Origin of the sequence: Halobacillus sp. A5, assembly GCF_024189315.1 — a bacterium.
Taxonomy (GTDB): domain Bacteria; phylum Bacillota; class Bacilli; order Bacillales; family Halobacillaceae; genus Halobacillus_A.
In genome coordinates this window covers 127,651-144,594 of the sequence record NZ_JAIZEO010000004.1, presented here as the reverse complement: position 1 = coordinate 144,594, position 16,944 = coordinate 127,651, and the positions used below count along the sequence as shown (strand labels likewise).

The following is a 16,944-nucleotide window of genomic DNA, read 5'->3' as shown; positions in this document are numbered from 1 at the left end:
TCCCAATTGATTTTCCTCTGGTACCATAGAGTTAGATCTACTTATGGAAGGGGCAGATGTGATGTGGATTTCTAATAAGCTGATGAAGCTTTTACAAATGGACGTTCCGGTTATTCAAGCAGGTATGGCAGGGGGGATTACAACTCCTGAACTCATTGCCGCAGTTTCAAATGCAGGCGGGCTGGGGAACTTAGGGGCGGGTTATATGAAAGCGGAAGATATGAAAGACAGCATTCAAAAAGTTAAACAAATGACAAAAAGGTCGTTTGGGGTAAATGTATTTATCCCTGAGTATCCTGAAATTATTGAGGAAGAACTGCAGAGAGCAAATGCATGGCTTGAGCCGTTAAGGAAAGAGCTTAAGATTAAGGAAGTACCAAAGCCGAAAATATCCACCGCCCTTTATGCCCAGCAGATAGATGTTTTGTTGGAGCAGCTGGTGCCGGTTTGCAGCTTTACGTTCGGAGTACCCTCAAAAGAAGTGGTCCATGAATTAAAGAAGTCAGGAATACGAGTGATTGGGACAGCAACTACAGTAGAGGAGGCCGTAGTGAACGAAGATCGAGGAGTAGAGGCCGTTGTTGTTCAGGGAAGTGAAGCGGGAGGTCATCGAGGCACCTTCCTTAAATCAGGAGGTCAGCCTATGATCGGCTCGATGTCATTAGTTCCGCAGGCAGCCGATGAAGTAGATATTCCTGTCATTGCTGCTGGGGGAATTATGGATGGAAGAGGAGTGGCAGCCGCACTCACCTTAGGAGCTGAAGCGGCTCAGCTGGGTACGGCTTTTGTTACAGCTGAAGAGAGTGGTGCTTTCCCTGAACATAAAGAGGCAATTCTTCAAGCCAATGAACAAGATGTTGAGATCACCTCAGCATTCAGCGGTAAACCGGCAAGGGGAATTAGGAATTCATTTATAGAGAAAATGAATATTCATGAGACGGATTGGCCGGCTTATCCCATTCAAAACAGCTTAACTAAAGATATCCGAAAAGAAGCGGCGGTGCAGCATAGAGCGGAATACATGTCTCTTTGGTCGGGCCAGAGTCCGCGGTTAAGTACAAGTAAGGCAGCTGGTGATCTGGTCGCAGGGATTGCGAAAGAGGTTATGAAATTACGTTAAAAATAAAGGTGATTGAGAAGCAGCGAAGAACTTCTTAGGTAAGAAGGGAGTGATTGGAAATGGAAAGAGTAACCCCATTTCTTATGTTCCAGGGGAATGCTGAAGAAGCTATGCATTTCTATATAACAATCATTGAAGGATCAGAGGTTATTGCCATCCAACGCTACGGACCGAATGAAGTAGGAGAAGAAGGCAGTGTGAAACAGGCTGTTTTTTCATTAAAAGGCCAGGAGTTCATGTGTATTGACAGCGATGTTCAGCACGAATTCACGTTTACGCCTTCTTTTTCTATTTATCTCACGTGTGAAAATGAGAAGGAAATCGACCACGTGTATCAAAGTTTTTCGGAAGGCGGCAACGAGCTGATGCCGCTTGGGGATTATTCATTCAGCAGAAAGTTCGGCTGGGTTGTCGACCAGTTTGGAGTGTCATGGCAGCTGAATCTTCCTTAAGCTTTGTTGTCCCATATTAAAAGGGAAGTTTTTTCAGCAGATTCTTTTCATTGAAGCTTGTACATATAGTGGAGGGAATGGATTACTCCGGGAGGCTTCTTAATGGAATGGAATCTGCTGATTATGCTTCTTTGTGCCTGTGCAACCGGTGCGGGGGCTCTGCCTGTATTTTTTATAAGGGGTATTTCTCATCGTGGAATGGATAGTATTCTGGCTTATACCGCAGGAATCATGGTAGCTGCGTCTACATATGGATTGATTCCTGCTTCGCTTAAGCTGACTAATTTATATGTGCTCTGTATTGGGGTTCTGACCGGGGCTGTTCTATTAAGTATATTAGAATGGGTGATCCCTCACGAGGACGTGGAGCATATACGTATGAATTCTCGAGTGCCGTCTTCATCTCTGATGATGGTGATGGCTATGACCCTGCATAATATTCCAGAAGGGTTATCAGTAGGTGCTGGTCTTGGCAGTCAAATAGAAAATCTCGGGGTAGTGGTTGCTCTTTCAATGGGGATTCAAAACGCACCTGAAGGCTTTTTGGTAGCCTTATTTCTTGTTCATCAAAAAGTGAGAAGAGGCCTCGCTGTCTGTTTGGCTGTATTAACAGGTGTGATTGAATTTGTATCCAGTTTAATAGGTTATAGTTTAGTGAATGCTGCTCTGTTTCTAGTTCCTTATGGACTGGCGTTCGCCGCTGGAGCTATGCTTTTTGTTGTATATAAGGAGCTGATACCTGAAACTCATGGGCATGGGTATGAACGCTGGGCTACCTTTTCTTTCTTAGCAGGCCTGCTCAGTATGATCGGGCTGGTTGAATGGTTTCGCTGATTCAAACGATATCTGGTTACTTGCCTCTATGTCATCTACCAATACACCGAGCTCGTTTCTCTCATATAATAATCTACCTTGTATAAAAAAGGAGGTTATTGCATGAAAAATCGAAAGAGTATAAAAGAAATTCATGAGTATTGGGTTAATACGAGTACACCCGAAAAGTACGCCGATAAACTGGAGCGAAGCGAATTTTTATCAAAATACGTTCAGAAGTATATAGCAAAAAAAGGCAGCATTCTTGAGGCGGGATGTAACGTCGGACGGAATTTGAACCATTTATATGAAGACGGATACCATCGTTTAACAGGCATTGAGATTAGTAAGGAAGCGGTCGAGGCGTTACAGAAAACGTACCCGGAGATGGCCGCTCACTCTAATATTATTCACTCACCCATTGAAGATGTAATTCGAGAAATGAGGACGAATTCATTTCATCTCGTTTTCTCAATGGCGGTACTTGAACATATACACCCGGATAGTGAGTGGGTGTTTGAGGAGTTAGCCAGAATATCGAGAGCTTACCTAATAACAATAGAAGCTGAGCGAGCGGAGAACTGGCGGCTGTTCCCGCGTAATTACAAAACCATTTTTGAACAATATGGATTTGTTCAAGTCGAAGAAAGTAACTGCATCGAAGCCGACTTAAAACATTATACCCTCCGCGTGTTTAAAAAAGTAGGTAAATAGAAGTCATTGTAAAAACTCCCTCCAATGGGGGTTTTTATTTTGGTAAAAGAAGGAACTGTATGACAAACGTAATGCGAGGAGGATTACTGTGAAGCTGTATGCGGGGCCGACGGATGAGAAGCAGCTTGAACGGCTGCTAGCCAGGGTGGAAAAGGATGAGGATAAGCCTTATTTTGATAAAGAAGCAAATGAAAAAGAGGTAAAGATGTACTATAAAAATATTAAATTAACAGATTTGAATTCTCTCGAGAAATTAGTAAAAGAGACACATACTAAACAAGTAAACTATGATCCGAGTGAGTATGTATACCCATGGGTGGACCTGCGTCCGGACAGGAAGCTGGTGAGCATTTACTCCGGGGATAAGCGTGACGTAAAAACCGTTATTCAAGAGGATTATGAGACTTCACTGCAACGGCAGGCTGCGGTAGAGGAAGAGGGACAGGACGAAGAGGCAGCAGTTAATCAATTCAAATACAATTGTGAGCACGCTGTTCCTCAATCGTGGTTTGAAGGTGAGGAGCCGATGCGGGGAGATCTTCATCATTTGTTCACCTGTGAGCCTGTGTGCAATTCGATTCGCAGCAATTACCCTTATTATGATTTTAAAGATTATCCCCACGAGGAGGCAGGAATGAACCGGATTGAAAAACATTGTGGAAAAGCGGAGGATGAACGCTTTGAACCGGAGCACGGAAAAGGAACAGTGGCACGGGCGGTGCTTTACTTTATCATAAGGTATCCAGATCGAATTGGATCGGAATATAAGGCAGGAATTGACCGCAACCTATTAATCAAATGGCATGAAAAAGAACCACCCGATGATTATGAACGTCATCGTAACCAGGCAATTTATGAAATCCAGGGAAACCGTAATCCGTGGATTGATTTTCCTTCTGAAATGGTCCGGATTATGAAATAGAGTATCAGCGGGGTACCAGGCAGTGAGATACGCATCAGGCGTCTTATTGCTTGGTATCATTTTATTATTTGTACATATCAACTAAAAGAATTTTGATAATTCATATAATTTAACTAATGACAGAATGACTTAGATCCTATATCATAATTTAAAATCACATAAAATGTTAGTAAAGTTAACACTTGCAACCATCTAATACAAAATGATGAGTAGATTGTTAGATAATATTACAAAAGTACATATTTTTACTAAGAAGGAGAAACGGTGCATGGAAGACATTCATCTCATTTTAAAAGAGCTGTCCTGTACTGGAGTGAAAAATGGTGTATTAGCCACCATCATTCATGTAGAAGGTTCTGCTTATAAGAAGGAAGGAGCATCTATGCTGTTCAAGACCGATGGTACACAGGTAGGTATGCTTAGTGCTGGATGTTTGGAGGAAGATTTAACAGCCCGGATCGACCAACAGAGTTTAGGAGAATTTCCTGAAACGATTGTTTATGATATGCGGGGGTACAGCGAGCTTTCCTGGGGAGAAGGATCAGGGTGCAACGGGGTGATCCATGTACTCGTGCAGCCGTTGAACAAGCGCCTCTTTCAGCAGATGTATGAAGTGAAAAAATTATTGAATGAGAGAAAGGCGGTTACCTGGGTTCAGCCATTGAGCGGGGGAATGGATGAAAACAGCCGTTTTTTAACAAAAAATAAAGACCTTGATTCTTTCCTCTCCTTGAAAAAAGATCAACGATGGAGTGGGGTGGAGTTTGAGCCGTCAATGAATCAATTCATCTTTGTTCATCACTTTAACCCTAAGCCGCGCTTATTTGTGTTTGGTGCCGGCAAAGATGCGGTGCCTCTCGTTTCGTTTGCAGCACGCGCAGGATTCTCAGTTGTTGTCTGTGACTGGCGCCCTGCCCTTTGTCATAAAAGCAGATTCCCGGAGGCAGATCGGCTGCTGCATGGATTTCCTGAAGAAATGCTGCCGGATATTCAATTTCATCCGAGTGACTACGTAGTGATTTTGACTCACAATTTTCAAAAGGATAAAGAGATCGTATCTCATCTGATAGATAAACCGTTAAGCTATCTGGGCATTCTTGGTTCTGCAGCACGTACGAAACGGCTCCTGGGGCTAAAGGAACTACCGAATCATATTACTTCCCCGATTGGTTTTTCTATTGGAGCGAAGGGTCCGGAAGAAATTGCCATAAGTGTTGTGGCGGAGCTGGTTTCAGTTAAACGCTTTATTGAGACTGAAGAGGTGGTAGGTTCTTAATGAGTAATATTGTTGGTGTTATGCTGGCCGCAGGGGAAAGCAGCCGTATGGGGAGGAATAAACTAGCCCTTCCGTTTAACAGTACTACAATTGGCTGCAGTTCACTTCGTACCGCGTTAGATTCCGAGCTTGATCACGTTATAGTAGTAACAAGAAAAGAAGATGACCTTGTATGGATTGATAGATCTTTACTTTTGTTAAGTCCGGCATGGTCAAGAATCAAGTGTGATCATGCACAAAAAGGGCAGGCTTCTTCCTTAAAGTGCGGCATTAAGGCAGCAGAGGACAGGAATGCTGATGCGGTCGTTGTACTGCTTGCAGACCAGCCGCTTCTCCATTCGAAAATGATTAACAAGTTAATTTCCCGCTTTACTAAAACACCGAAGTCAAATTATGTAGCGTCTCGTTATGATGACCGCATGCAGCCTCCGATTTTATTTTCATCTGCTTTCTTCTCTACACTTCTGCAGACAACAGGAGATCAAGGCGCAAGGACGATATTACGAAAAAGTTCGCCGGACCTTGGTGCAGTAGTTGATTTTGAAGAGGGCCGCAGTTTTCAAGACATTGATACAGAGGATGACTATAAATGGCTCAAGGAAACAACGAATCGATGAGTATGAACAAATCAGCAGAATGGGCATCTGCCGCTGTCTGGCAGCCTCAAGAAATAGAAGAAGCGTGGGATTTGAAAGAGGAATACAGGGATAATGCGGTATTTATTGCCGGCGGAACCTTACTTCAGCTTTTAAGAGAACAGGGTACACTGCTGCCCCGGTATCTTATAAGCTTGGAAAAGGTAGAGGCTCTTCACGGAATATCTATGGAAGAGAACCAGCTGAAAATTGGTGCTTTAACCACACTGGACCTTTGCCGGATGAATATAAATGTTTTTCAGAAGTGGATGATTTTAGCGGAGGCAATAAAGGTTGTTGCTTCTCCGGCAGTACGTAACCGCGCAACGATCGGCGGGAATGTCTGCTGCCTCGTGGGTGACCTGGTTCCAGCCTTGCTCGCCCTCGATGCTGAGGTCACATTCTTTGATAGAAAGTCTTTCATTAAAGTATCAATCGACTCCTTCCTGCAATACGAGAATTTGACAGATGCAATTTTGGTTGCCTTAACAGTTCCAGATCCAGTAGAGAATGCATGGTCATTTTATGAAAAAACAGGGAGACGTGAAGCGCTCATTCCGTCTCTAGTCACGTTGGCTGCTACGGCTGTCTGCAACAGGCGCGGTGAAATCAAGCACATACGGCTGGCTGCAGGAGGAGGTACAACCTTTCCGCGAAGGCTCATTGAAAGCGAGTGCTGGCTCATGGGACAAACATGGAATAAAGTTGATTTAGGAGAATTATATAATCGTGTGCATGGTGAGTTCCAGCCTGCTGCTGACAGCTTTGCAACGGAGTCTTACCGCAAAACTGTGGCCGCAAATCTCCTCGTTTCTAAGCTTGAAGAAAATCATAGTAAGGAGACTGTTGTATGGAACCCATGAAAGCTTCGTTAAAGAGGAACCGGGAACGGCCGGATGGACCTGGCAAGGTAACGGGACAGATGAAATATTTATCTGACCTCGCTTTTCCTGGTATGCTGTATGGCAAAATTAAGCGGAGTGACTATCCGCATGCCCGGATTATATCCATCGATACGAAGAGGGCTGAACAGGTTCCGGGTGTAGCAGCTGTAATTACTCATAAAGACGTTCCTGGTTTAAACGCCTTTGGGATCGTGATTCCTGATCAGCCGGTCCTCTGTGAGGATTATGTCCGATACACTGGAGATGCGGTTGCGGCGGTGGCTGCAGAGTCCCTGGCTGCTGCTGAACAAGCGTTAGATTTTATTGACATCGAGTATGAGCCACTCCTTGTTGTTAGTGATCCGGTTCGTTCATTAGACGAGGAAACGCCCAATCTTCATCCTGCTGGAAATTTACTGCACGAAAAAACATATATAAAAGGAGATGTAAATGCTGCTTTCTTATCATGTTCCGCAGTGGCAGAGGAGACGTATGAACTACCTCGTCAAATGCATACTTACATGGAGACTGAAGGCGGCGTTATCATACCTGAAGAGGATGGAGGTGTAACGGTGTACGTTGGTACACAACATGGCTTCCAGGATCGCTTCCAACTTTCGAGAATTCTTAATATGCCGGAAGAGGACATTCGAATTGTGTCAAGTCCCATGGGAGGTTCTTTTGGTGGAAAGGATGAGCTGAATATTCAGCCTTACGGGGCGCTGCTTGCTCTGGCAGCTGGCCGTCCAGTCAAAATTCATCAAACAAGGCAGGAGTCTGTACTTTCCGGACTGAAGCGTCATCCAATGAAAATAACGATGAAGACCGGAGCGGGTTCAAACGGCCAACTGCTTGCTCATCAAGTGTATATATTAGCGGACACTGGGGCTTATTCTACATTAGGACCAGCAATTCTGGATTTTGCTGTTGAACATGCCACCGGTCCTTATGTGATTCCAAATGTACATACGGAAGGGCAGTCTGTTTTTACGAATAACGGAGTCGCTGGTGAATTCCGGGGCTTTGGGGGCAATCAGGTTACGTTTGCTCTGGAAGGTCAGATGGATCGCTTAGCTGAAAAGCTTATGATTGATCCGTTAGAGCTAAGGCGCAGAAATGTTCGGAAAAAAGACAGTCTGGGACCGCTTGGGCAGCGCATTGCTCCTGTAACTGGAGCATCAGATGTACTTGAATCCATCGCCAAGCATCAGGAGCAAACGAAAGATCTATTGAAGGATTATACTGATAAACGAAAAATCCGCGGCATTGGGTCGGCAATTACCATGCATGGAGGGGGTCTTGGATACGGACGGTTAGATCCGGCCGGAGGCAGACTTCGTTTAACAGAAGAAGGGAAAATCGAAGCAGCATTTGGATTTGAAGAAGCTGGACAAGGAATTCTTGGAGTGATTGAAACCATTGTGACGGAAGAGCTTGGTTGTGCAGCAGCAGACTTATCGATTGTAATTGGTGATACAGCTTTAGTCCCTTCCTCCGGATCAACCACAGCTTCAAGAGGTACAAGCATGGTGTGGCAGGCATTAGAGAATATGAAGCGGGCTTTCGGCAGCAAGTTAATAGCTGAAGCTGCGGAGGTTACAGGCGTTCAGGTAGATATTCTGACTCTTGGCAGAGGCGGAGTGTTTGCTAATACAAGAGAGAATATGAATCTGCCTGTTATCACTTATTCAGAACTAGCATCACAATCTCTAGATTTGGAGAAGTTAACGGTATCAACAGAATTTGATTTTCCAACTACACCTGATGAGGTGGATGCAGGACACTTCTTATACACTTTTGCGGGAGTCCTGGCCCAAGTGGAGATAGATCTCTTAACTGGAAAGGTAAAGGTGATAGATCTTGATCAAGCTATCGCCGCTGGTCCTGTGGTGAACTTCCTCGGTTATAAAGGGCAGATCGAAGGCGGCGGTGTCATGGGGCTTGGTTACGCGTTAATGGAGGAAGCCATTATGACAGAAGGTGAATACGTAACGAAAAATTTGGATGACTATTTAATCCCTGGCATCGGGGACGTCCCATTTCAAATGAAGGTTGATGCTGTTGAAACCCTAGAAGAAGGTGACTCATATGGTCCAAGAGGTGTTGGTGAGATTGGGTCAGTGGCTGTAGCACCGGCTATTGCTAAGGCTGTACATGATGCACTTGGCTGTTGGGTGAATAAACTACCTGTTTCTGCTGAGGAAACACTACTAGCAGTCAATCAAAGGAGGAGGCATCAATGGATGAAAGTAGAGAAGTAGTTCAAAAGTTTCTCGAAGAGTCACTCCTCCATTTGAATTTGACGGTGAATGGCGAAGCAGTGCACCTCCATGTCCCCCCAACAGCGAGGCTGGTGGATATTATTCGTAATGAAATTCATCTGACGGGGACGAAGGTTTCCTGCGGGATTGGACGCTGTGGAGCATGCTCGATCCTGATGAATGGAAGCTTGGTGAATTCGTGTTTGGTGATGGCATATCAAGCTGATCAAGCAGTGGTAACGACAATTGAAGGAGTGAAAGGAGGAGAGGGGCTCCATCCGATTCAGGAGGCTTTTCTTGAAGAAGGGGGCTTTCAGTGTGGATATTGCACGCCGGGAATGATTATAGCGGCTAAAGCGCTGCTAGAAGAAAATCCTCATCCAACTGATAAAGAAATCGAAACCGCTTTGTCAGGGAATTTATGCCGCTGTACAGGTTACGGGGGAATAATCCGCGCTGTTCGAAGGGCGGCTGAGGCAATGTAGCTCAGTCGTTTTAGATTTCAAGAGTATTACACCCGCATGAGACAATAACTCTTTAATTAAGGAATAGAAAAATAGGAGGAATAGAATGGGAGATCAGTACGAGGCTTATGTTGACCAGGACGTCGAGCTGCCTCCAAAGGCATCAGGCGCACTTAACGGATTTTCGTTTTCCGTGAAAGATGTGTTTTCAATAAAAGGGTATACAAACCACGCAGGCAATCCCCACTGGCATAAGACGCATTCACCTGCCGTTCAAACTTCCCCTGTGATTGAAAGGTTACTAGAAAACGGGGCTAAACTTCGTGGAACCACCCATACAGATGAGTTGATGTACAGTTTAAATGGAGAAAATGCCCACTATGGTACTCCTGTTAACCCTGCAAATCCCAGTCTTATTCCGGGGGGATCTTCCAGCGGATCTGCGGTAGCAGTGGCAGCAGGCAAGGTTGATTTCGCGTTAGGTACAGACACAGGAGGTTCTGTGAGAATTCCGGCTTCTTATTGTGGGATTTTTGGATTTCGGCCTACGCATGGTGCGGTTTCGATAGAGAATGTAATTCCGTTAGCCCAAAGTTTTGATACAGTTGGCTGGTTTGCGAGAAATCCCAATTTGCTGATGGAGGTTGGAAAAATTTTGCTTCAGGAGGAAAGCAGTAAGCAAAAAAAATTAAGTAATGGACTAGTGGGGGAAGACGCCCTTGCATTACTTGATAATTCAGGAAAAAAATCTTTTCTATCCTATTTACCAACCATTGAACGAACGGTGGAGACTGTCAGGAACGTGGTAATCTCAAAAGAAGGTCTGCGTCAATGGTTTGGTGTTTTTAAAGTTTTGCAGGGGATGGAGATCTGGCAGCAGCATGGCGAGTGGATTGAAACAGCAAATCCATCCTTTGGGCCCGGTCTTGCTGAACGATTCACCTGGACAAAAACACTGAAGCAGAAGGATCATGTATTTGACTTTGAAAAGCGGGAGATTATCCGGGAGAAGGTGGAGATGTTGCTTGGAGGTGATGGAATACTTATCATTCCAACTGCCCCAGGTCCTGCACCGGAAAAAGGGCTGCCGCCGGAAGTGCTGGAAGAACGGCGTGAACGGACAATGCAGCTGCTGTGTATGGCCGGGCTGGCTGGTTTGCCTCAGGTAACTATGCCTCTCCTCGAGATTGACGGAAATCCGGTTGGGCTTTCGGTAATCGCTCCTCGACATTATGATCTGTCCTTGCTTAAATGGGCTTCTCATTTTAGTGAAGAAATTGCCGGCACTGGATTATAAGGGAAAGCCGCTGAGAGATGTAAACTCTGAGCGGCTTTATGTTTTTCAGGCAGCTTAGCATGCTTTTCTAATTTTAAGGTACAATGCCGGAGGTCTTTTTACAACTGGTTTAACCGGACAAATTACCGGACATTTATACTCTTCCTTTTTCTTTTTTCGTTTCTTTTTACCACGCAAGTATACAGCAGGAAGTCTGTGTACCTTTGGACAACAACACCCATTCATTTTCTATTCTCCTTTCTTTCTCTAGCATATGTTTCAAGGAGTTAAGAAGTTAATAGATGAACATAATTTAATATGAAGGTCTGAGCCATTTTCCGTTTGCCTCACCAGGTAATTCTGAGTGTTTATAAATCGTTTGCCCCCGATTTATGGTCCTTTCAATACGACATGGAAAAGTGTGATTCATAAATAAACTTTGCTTATGCTTCGCGTGGAAATTGGAAGGACTGACGTAGAATCGGTCGTGTATATTCACGAAAGTTAAGCTCGCCTCATTTCCTTTTGCAATCTCACCTCTAAATGGAAGATTGAACCGGCGGGATGGAGCAGAAGAGGTCCACTCGGCCACTTTCTCGAGAGGAATCTTCTGTTCTAAAGCAAGTTCAATCATTGAAAGCAGCGTGAATTGCCCGCCGCTGATTCCTCCCCAGGCTTCAAGTAAATTAAATTGGCTCGGGTCTTTTAAGTTATAAGGGCAGGGGGAATGATCGGAAGTGATCATATCAAACTGGTCATCTATTAAAAGTTGCACCATGGCTTGCTGTTCCTTAGCCTCTCGTAAAGGAGGGGCGCACTTAGCTGCAGCCCCGCGTTCCACTAAATGCGAGTGATTAAACAGAAGGTAATGGGCACAGGTTTCTACTGTAATATCCAAGCCTTTTAATTTAGCTTTTATGATCCTCTCCATAGCTTCACTGCTGCTGATATGCACAAAATGCAGAGGGCACCCGGTCAGATCTGCATAGTAAATAGCCCGCTCAACAGCTTCCACTTCAGCGATGATCGGCCGTGTTTCAGCATAGTCATCAGCCGTTGTCTGCCCATTCATCCGCTTTTGCTTCGTTAAAAAATCAGTAATTGGCCCGCTTTCTGAATGCAGAGCTAGCACTTTGCCTAGTCTGGCTATTTCTTTCATTCCATTTAAGAGGGTGTAATCATCGCAGGCTTCAAATTCTTTATTTCCTGTCGTTGATAAAAAAGCTTTAAAGCCTATTGCACCTGCATCAGCAAGAGCTTCAAGCTCCGTTTCGTTTCCTGGTACAAGTCCTCCCCAAAGAGCGAAATCAACAAAGGACTTCTGCTCTCCAATCTCCGCTTTTCCCCGCAGGGCTTGTTCATTGATGGTCGAAGGAATTCCGTTTAACGGCATGTCAAAAAAGGTGGAGGCCCCTCCAGCCGCCATCATATAAGATCCTGTTTCAAAGCCTTCCCAATCCTCCCTGCCAGGCTCGTTAAAATGAACATGGACGTCAATCGCACCTGGAAAAATATGAAGACCCTCAGCATCAATGATGTATGTGCCGCTGTTGGAGAGATCCTCGGTAATAGCTGTGATTTTCCCTTGTTTTAATCCGATGTCCATTCGTTTTACTCCGTCAGGAAAGACAACGCTTCCGTTTATTATTACTGAGTCGAAATCAGGCATTGTGTTTTACCTCCAGGCTTTTATTGAGTGATCATATTTTTCTGTTTAGATTGATAGGCGTTTAGAGCATGCTGAAGTGCTTCTCCTTTATGAACGTCAACATCATGACGAATCAATACTGCTTCAAGCGCTCCTAACGTAAACAGTACATTTTCCTTGCGGCAGCTGTAGCCCATGGTGCCAATGCGCCAGATTTTCCCTGATAAAGGTCCGAATGAGCTGGCAATCTCGATACCGAATTCCTCAAGCAGCATGTGGCGAACAGAGTCCGCCTTTATTCCTTCTGGAACCTTCACGCACGTGACGGTGGGAAGCTTGCAGGCAGGGTCCCCATACAGGGACAATCCCATCGCTTCAATCCCTGTCACTAAGGCGTGTTCATGTTCCTTGTGTCGGGTGAACCGAGCTTCCAACCCTTCCTCAAGCACAATGCGTAATCCTTCGCGAAGCGCATAAAGCATTGAGGTTGCTTCTGTATGGTGGTTTAACCTCCGTGAGCTCCAATAATCCTGAAGCATACTGATATCAAAGTAATTACTTCGTACCGGAGGATGATCCCTCGTTCTTTCCTCAGATATATCTTTCTTCGTGGAAATTCCCCGCTCCACTTTTTTACGTGCTTGAATAACTTTCTCAATACGGTCGTTGTATGTGAGAGGAGACATTCCGGAAGGGACGGATAAACATTTTTGTGTGCCTCCGACGATTCCGTCAATCATCCATTCATCCACCCTGATGTCTGTTCCGGCTATTGTGGCCACAGCATCTACAACGAGAAGGACATCTTCTTCACGGCAGGACGCACCAAGCTTTTGCAGTGGCTGCATCCGCCCGGTTGAGGTTTCACCGTGCACAATGGCTATTATTTTAGGTGAAATTCTTTTTACTTCCTTAATAATTTCTTCCTCGTCAAAAACCTCTCCCCAGGAACATTCCATCGTATGTACATCAGCCCCATAACGCTCACAGATTTCAGTAAGTAAATGACCAAACCGTCCAAAAATAGGGACGAGCACTTTATCTCCAGGTTCGATGATGCTGCAGAGAAGGGCTTCAATGCCTGAACGGGATGTACCGTCTACGGGAAAGGCCCATTGGTTATTCGTTTGGAATATTTGTCGGAGCATATCCATCACTTCATTCATGATGGACGTAAATGCTGGGTCGAACTGACCAACGATTGGTGTACTCATTGCACGCAGCACTCGTGGATCTACTTCGACGGGTCCGGGTGTCATGATCGTCCGCAGCGGAGTGTTTAATTCTGTATAAGTATAGGCCATCTCTATGTCTCCTTCTTAAAAGTTAGTAAGCAAGCTTATATAATAGATCGGTTAAGAGATCTACTCCTTTTTCAAGGTCGGACGCTTTCGTAAATTCCTTTGGCGAGTGGCTGATTCCTTTATAGCTTGGAACGAATATAAGCGACGTTGGACAGTGAGTACCAAACACCTGTGCATCATGGCCTGCTCCGCTCGTCAGAACGCGGTAAGAAGTGTTTTGCTCAAAAGCGGATTCTTGAGCAATCTTTAACAACTGCGGAGTCATTTGAACTGGCGCTGCGCTCATCCATTGTGTGAGGCTGATACTTACTCCGTTTTCCCAGGCAGTCTCCTGAATATACTCCTGAAAAGAATCTATGAACTTCTTTAGCACAGGTTCCTGATGATGTCTGATATCAAGACTAAACGTGACATCACCGGCAATAACATTCGGTGTGTTAGGTTCCGCGCAAATTTTCCCTACAGTTGCGACTAAGTCTGAGTCAATGTGAGGAGTTTTTTGCGCCGCGTAGTCTATGAGACGGGCTGCTATACTCATCGCATCTTTTCTTAAGTGCATTGGTGTCGTGCCGGCATGGTTACTTTCGCCACTGATCGAAATGTTATAACGTCTTTGTCCGACGATGTGACTGACTAATCCTAATGAAATCTTCTCCTGATCGAGAACTAACCCCTGTTCTACGTGCAGTTCAATGAAGCTGTCGATATCCTCTCTCAATGGTGATTTGTATTCATCTGGATTAAACCCCGCTTCTTTCATAGCCTGCAGTAAGGAGACACCATTACTGTCCTGAATGTTCTGTGCGTCCTTTAAGTTGTATTTCCCCGTTATGTTCCCGGACCCCCAAAAGGTAAGTGGGAAACGGCTGCCTTCCTCTTCACATAACGAAATAACTTCAATCGATTTTTTTGGACGTCCATAAACAGATTGTAAGCGTGAAACAGCTAGTAAGCTTGCGGCAATTCCGTAGACGCCGTCGAACATGCCGCCGTTTGCTACAGAATCGATATGAGATCCGGTTAAAATCGTTTTAGCATCATGATCCGTACCCTGCAGGCGGCCGAAAAGGTTGCCGATACTGTCAAAATGCGGAGTTAAACCGTTCGCTTTCATTTTTTTTAATAAAGCTTGCTGAGCTTCTACCCATGCAGGTGAATACAGCAGGCGGTGGACACCACCTGTATCTATCTGACCGAAAGAAGCAAGCCATTTGACTAACTCTTCTGCCTGATCCTGAGGTATGAGTGTTTTCGTTGATTGCTGCACCAATATGGACCTCCGTTCGTATTAAAGGATTAATCTATATTTTTTAGTTTATCAAGGAATGTAGTTCTTCACATTGGCAGATGTGTAGTAAATTTGATCATTTTTTGTGCAAGGTAAATAAATATTCATAAAATTATGATAAGATACTCAAAACGAGTAAAGAGAAGGAGTGTTTGTATGAAAGTTGCAGAAATTGTAGATGTCCCTGCTTTAAAGAGGTGTGAGGTGATTGCGGGAGCAGAGGGGACCAACAGGGAGATCCTTCATGTCAATATGATGGATGCTCCTGATATTGCAAGATTTTTAAAACCGAATGAATTACTTGTAACTACAGCGTACCATGTGAAGGATCAACCGGACCTGTTAACAGAGCTCATCATTGAAATGAATAAGCAAGGCTGTGCAGCATTAGGAATTAAAACGAAACGTTTTATAGAAAAGGTGCCTGAAGATATTAAGCAGCTAGCTGATGAATTGTCATTTCCCATTATAGAGCTGCCTGCATCTTCTTCTCTAGGCGATATAGTTAATCAGACACTGAGCAGTATACTAGACAAACGAACCAACGAGCTCCGTTTTGCCATCGAGACTCATAAGCAGTTTTCTCATCACATCATGAGCGGAAAAGGAATTCAACAGTTACTAAGAAGATTAGGGGAGATGGTGAATGCACCGGTTGCATTACTTGATCAGTATGCTAAAACGGTCTCGATGTCTTCTCCTCAATTGAATCTGTCACCTGCTGCCAGGGAACTATATGCAAGAGGGTCACAGGCTCCATTTATGAAGAACCCATACTTTACTTTCTCCACAATAGAAGATAAGAAAACCTATTCGGTGTTCTCCGTATTTACCCAGGATAAGAAAGCAGGATTCCTTGTCGTGTGTCGTAATATACAGACTGATGATCATGCGGCCTTACTAACGATTGAGCAGGCTACAAATGTTATTTCCTTTGAACTAATTAAGGAAAATGCCTTAAAACAATACTCACGACGGGTAAGAAATGAGTTTTTTCTAAATTTCACTGAAGGTATGTATTCCTCGCAGGAAGAAATTATAAACCGTGCAAAAGAATTTAAATTAGAGAATGAACGCTATTACTACTGTGCAATAGGCAAACTGTCACCGCGGGACTTCGAAGGTAGTTATACTCAAAGTCAGTTTGAGACGGATAACATCTATGAATACATTGAAGAAGAACTTATCCAATTTTCAATATCCACTCACCTGTTCACGCGCGGTGACCTTTGTATCCTCCTTTTTCAAGTGGACAGTTCAGCTCAGGAACACCAGGAATATGTAAGAAATTCTCTGCAATTTGTTCAATCAAATGTGTATTCGCGCTTTGGGCGGACCATATCATTCGGTATCAGTAACGTTTCCCGTCAATTCCTTAATGTGAATAAGGCTTTTAAAGAAGCTCACGATGCACTGGATTCCGGGTGGATGTCCGGGGCGGAAGGTTTTATCCAAACGTATCGAACGAAGGATGTCCTTGAGCTGCTGAGAGTTATTTCTGAAGAGGATTTAACAGAATTCTATGAGTATGCCCTCCAGCAGCTTGCTTCACATAAGGGAGATGAAGACGGAACGCTGCTCCATACATTATTCGTTTATTTAGAGACGCACTGTCAAATATCAGAAACAGCTAAAAGGCTCTTCGTTCACAGAAACACAGTAGTCTACCGTTTAGAAAAATGTGAAGAGCTGCTTGGTAGTAAATTAAACGATGCCGAAACGACGCTGCAAGTACGGCTGGCGCTGAGAATTAAGAAGATGCTCTCTCTTTAATTAAAGTAAACAGCGATGAGGCGATGCCGGGTTCTTTTACCTGATGAGATACAACGGACTTTCCGCAACCAATTTTATTGCCTTTAAAGGTAATCACAAGAACTAAAGATTATG

Annotated in this window: 15 protein-coding genes; 12 read left to right on the top strand and 3 right to left on the bottom strand. The window is 44.4% G+C overall.

Translation table 11 applies throughout. The features are described 5' to 3' along the window. Window positions 1-61: 61 nt before the first annotated feature. From LF822_RS15945 to LF822_RS15895, 11 genes are all read left to right on the top strand, one after another. Window positions 62-1,120, top strand: a complete 1,059-nt coding sequence (locus LF822_RS15945; protein ID WP_253925079.1) for an NAD(P)H-dependent flavin oxidoreductase — start codon at window positions 62-64, stop codon at window positions 1,118-1,120. Window positions 1,121-1,179: 59 nt separating this feature from the next. After that, window positions 1,180-1,572 (top strand): VOC family protein, encoded by a 393-nt coding sequence (locus LF822_RS15940; protein ID WP_253925078.1) that lies wholly within the window; start codon window positions 1,180-1,182, stop codon window positions 1,570-1,572. Window positions 1,573-1,674: 102 nt separating this feature from the next. After that, window positions 1,675-2,406: a ZIP family metal transporter gene (locus tag LF822_RS15935; protein ID WP_253925077.1), complete on the top strand. Its 732-nt coding sequence runs from the start codon at window positions 1,675-1,677 to the stop codon at window positions 2,404-2,406. 102 nt (window positions 2,407-2,508) lie between these two features. After that, window positions 2,509-3,099 carry a class I SAM-dependent methyltransferase gene (locus LF822_RS15930; protein ID WP_253925076.1) on the top strand — a complete coding sequence of 197 codons (591 nt, stop codon included), beginning with the start codon at window positions 2,509-2,511 and terminating at the stop codon, window positions 3,097-3,099. An 88-nt stretch (window positions 3,100-3,187) separates the two neighbouring features. Further along, on the top strand, window positions 3,188-4,021 hold the full coding sequence (locus LF822_RS15925; protein ID WP_253925075.1) for an endonuclease I family protein: 834 nt from the start codon (window positions 3,188-3,190) through the stop codon (window positions 4,019-4,021). A gap of 268 nt (window positions 4,022-4,289) precedes the next feature. Then, complete coding sequence (locus LF822_RS15920) at window positions 4,290-5,297, top strand: XdhC family protein (protein ID WP_253925074.1); 1,008 nt, start codon at window positions 4,290-4,292, stop codon at window positions 5,295-5,297. Next, on the top strand, window positions 5,297-5,914 hold the full coding sequence (locus tag LF822_RS15915) for a nucleotidyltransferase family protein (RefSeq protein ID WP_253925073.1): 618 nt from the start codon (window positions 5,297-5,299) through the stop codon (window positions 5,912-5,914). Before LF822_RS15920 ends, LF822_RS15915 begins: the two co-directional genes overlap by 1 nt. Then, window positions 5,887-6,795: an FAD binding domain-containing protein gene (locus LF822_RS15910; RefSeq protein ID WP_253925072.1), complete on the top strand. Its 909-nt coding sequence runs from the start codon at window positions 5,887-5,889 to the stop codon at window positions 6,793-6,795. Before LF822_RS15915 ends, LF822_RS15910 begins: the two co-directional genes overlap by 28 nt. Continuing rightward, window positions 6,792-9,077, top strand: a complete 2,286-nt coding sequence (gene pucD, locus LF822_RS15905) for a xanthine dehydrogenase subunit D (protein ID WP_253925452.1) — start codon at window positions 6,792-6,794, stop codon at window positions 9,075-9,077. Before LF822_RS15910 ends, pucD begins: the two co-directional genes overlap by 4 nt. Continuing rightward, on the top strand, window positions 9,056-9,562 hold the full coding sequence (locus LF822_RS15900) for a (2Fe-2S)-binding protein (protein ID WP_253925071.1): 507 nt from the start codon (window positions 9,056-9,058) through the stop codon (window positions 9,560-9,562). The genes pucD and LF822_RS15900 overlap by 22 nt, the downstream gene beginning before the upstream one ends. An 85-nt stretch (window positions 9,563-9,647) precedes the next feature. After that, the gene (locus tag LF822_RS15895; RefSeq protein ID WP_253925070.1) at window positions 9,648-10,838 is read left to right on the top strand and encodes an amidase; all 1,191 of its coding nucleotides are present in this window, start codon (window positions 9,648-9,650) and stop codon (window positions 10,836-10,838) included. Window positions 10,839-11,130: 292 nt separating this feature from the next. On the opposite strand, the gene allB is transcribed toward LF822_RS15895, so the two are convergent. From allB to allC, 3 genes are read right to left on the bottom strand one after another with little or no spacing between them, the layout of a single operon-like run. Continuing rightward, window positions 11,131-12,486 (bottom strand): allantoinase AllB, encoded by a 1,356-nt coding sequence (gene allB / locus LF822_RS15890; RefSeq protein ID WP_253925069.1) that lies wholly within the window; start codon window positions 12,484-12,486, stop codon window positions 11,131-11,133. Between the two features lie 20 nt (window positions 12,487-12,506). Then, window positions 12,507-13,769, bottom strand: a complete 1,263-nt coding sequence (locus LF822_RS15885) for a pyridoxal-phosphate-dependent aminotransferase family protein (RefSeq protein ID WP_253925068.1) — start codon at window positions 13,767-13,769, stop codon at window positions 12,507-12,509. A 22-nt stretch (window positions 13,770-13,791) separates the two neighbouring features. Beyond that, the gene (gene allC, locus LF822_RS15880) at window positions 13,792-15,039 is read right to left on the bottom strand and encodes an allantoate deiminase (RefSeq protein WP_253925067.1); all 1,248 of its coding nucleotides are present in this window, start codon (window positions 15,037-15,039) and stop codon (window positions 13,792-13,794) included. A 174-nt stretch (window positions 15,040-15,213) separates the two neighbouring features. On the opposite strand from allC, the gene LF822_RS15875 reads away from it, so the two are divergent. After that, window positions 15,214-16,830 carry a PucR family transcriptional regulator gene (locus LF822_RS15875; RefSeq protein WP_253925066.1) on the top strand — a complete coding sequence of 539 codons (1,617 nt, stop codon included), beginning with the start codon at window positions 15,214-15,216 and terminating at the stop codon, window positions 16,828-16,830. Window positions 16,831-16,944: the final 114 nt, after the last annotated feature.

Coding starts and splice junctions, on each gene's coding strand:
- LF822_RS15945 (WP_253925079.1), top strand. CDS start 62: ATGTGGATTTCTAATAAGCTGATGAAGCTTTTACAAATGGACGTTCCG.
- LF822_RS15940 (WP_253925078.1), top strand. CDS start 1,180: ATGGAAAGAGTAACCCCATTTCTTATGTTCCAGGGGAATGCTGAAGAA.
- LF822_RS15935 (WP_253925077.1), top strand. CDS start 1,675: ATGGAATGGAATCTGCTGATTATGCTTCTTTGTGCCTGTGCAACCGGT.
- LF822_RS15930 (WP_253925076.1), top strand. CDS start 2,509: ATGAAAAATCGAAAGAGTATAAAAGAAATTCATGAGTATTGGGTTAAT.
- LF822_RS15920 (WP_253925074.1), top strand. CDS start 4,290: ATGGAAGACATTCATCTCATTTTAAAAGAGCTGTCCTGTACTGGAGTG.
- LF822_RS15915 (WP_253925073.1), top strand. CDS start 5,297: ATGAGTAATATTGTTGGTGTTATGCTGGCCGCAGGGGAAAGCAGCCGT.
- LF822_RS15910 (WP_253925072.1), top strand. CDS start 5,887: ATGGCTCAAGGAAACAACGAATCGATGAGTATGAACAAATCAGCAGAA.
- pucD (WP_253925452.1), top strand. CDS start 6,792: ATGAAAGCTTCGTTAAAGAGGAACCGGGAACGGCCGGATGGACCTGGC.
- LF822_RS15900 (WP_253925071.1), top strand. CDS start 9,056: ATGGATGAAAGTAGAGAAGTAGTTCAAAAGTTTCTCGAAGAGTCACTC.
- LF822_RS15895 (WP_253925070.1), top strand. CDS start 9,648: ATGGGAGATCAGTACGAGGCTTATGTTGACCAGGACGTCGAGCTGCCT.
- allB (WP_253925069.1), bottom strand. CDS start 12,486: ATGCCTGATTTCGACTCAGTAATAATAAACGGAAGCGTTGTCTTTCCT.
- LF822_RS15885 (WP_253925068.1), bottom strand. CDS start 13,769: ATGGCCTATACTTATACAGAATTAAACACTCCGCTGCGGACGATCATG.
- LF822_RS15875 (WP_253925066.1), top strand. CDS start 15,214: ATGAAAGTTGCAGAAATTGTAGATGTCCCTGCTTTAAAGAGGTGTGAG.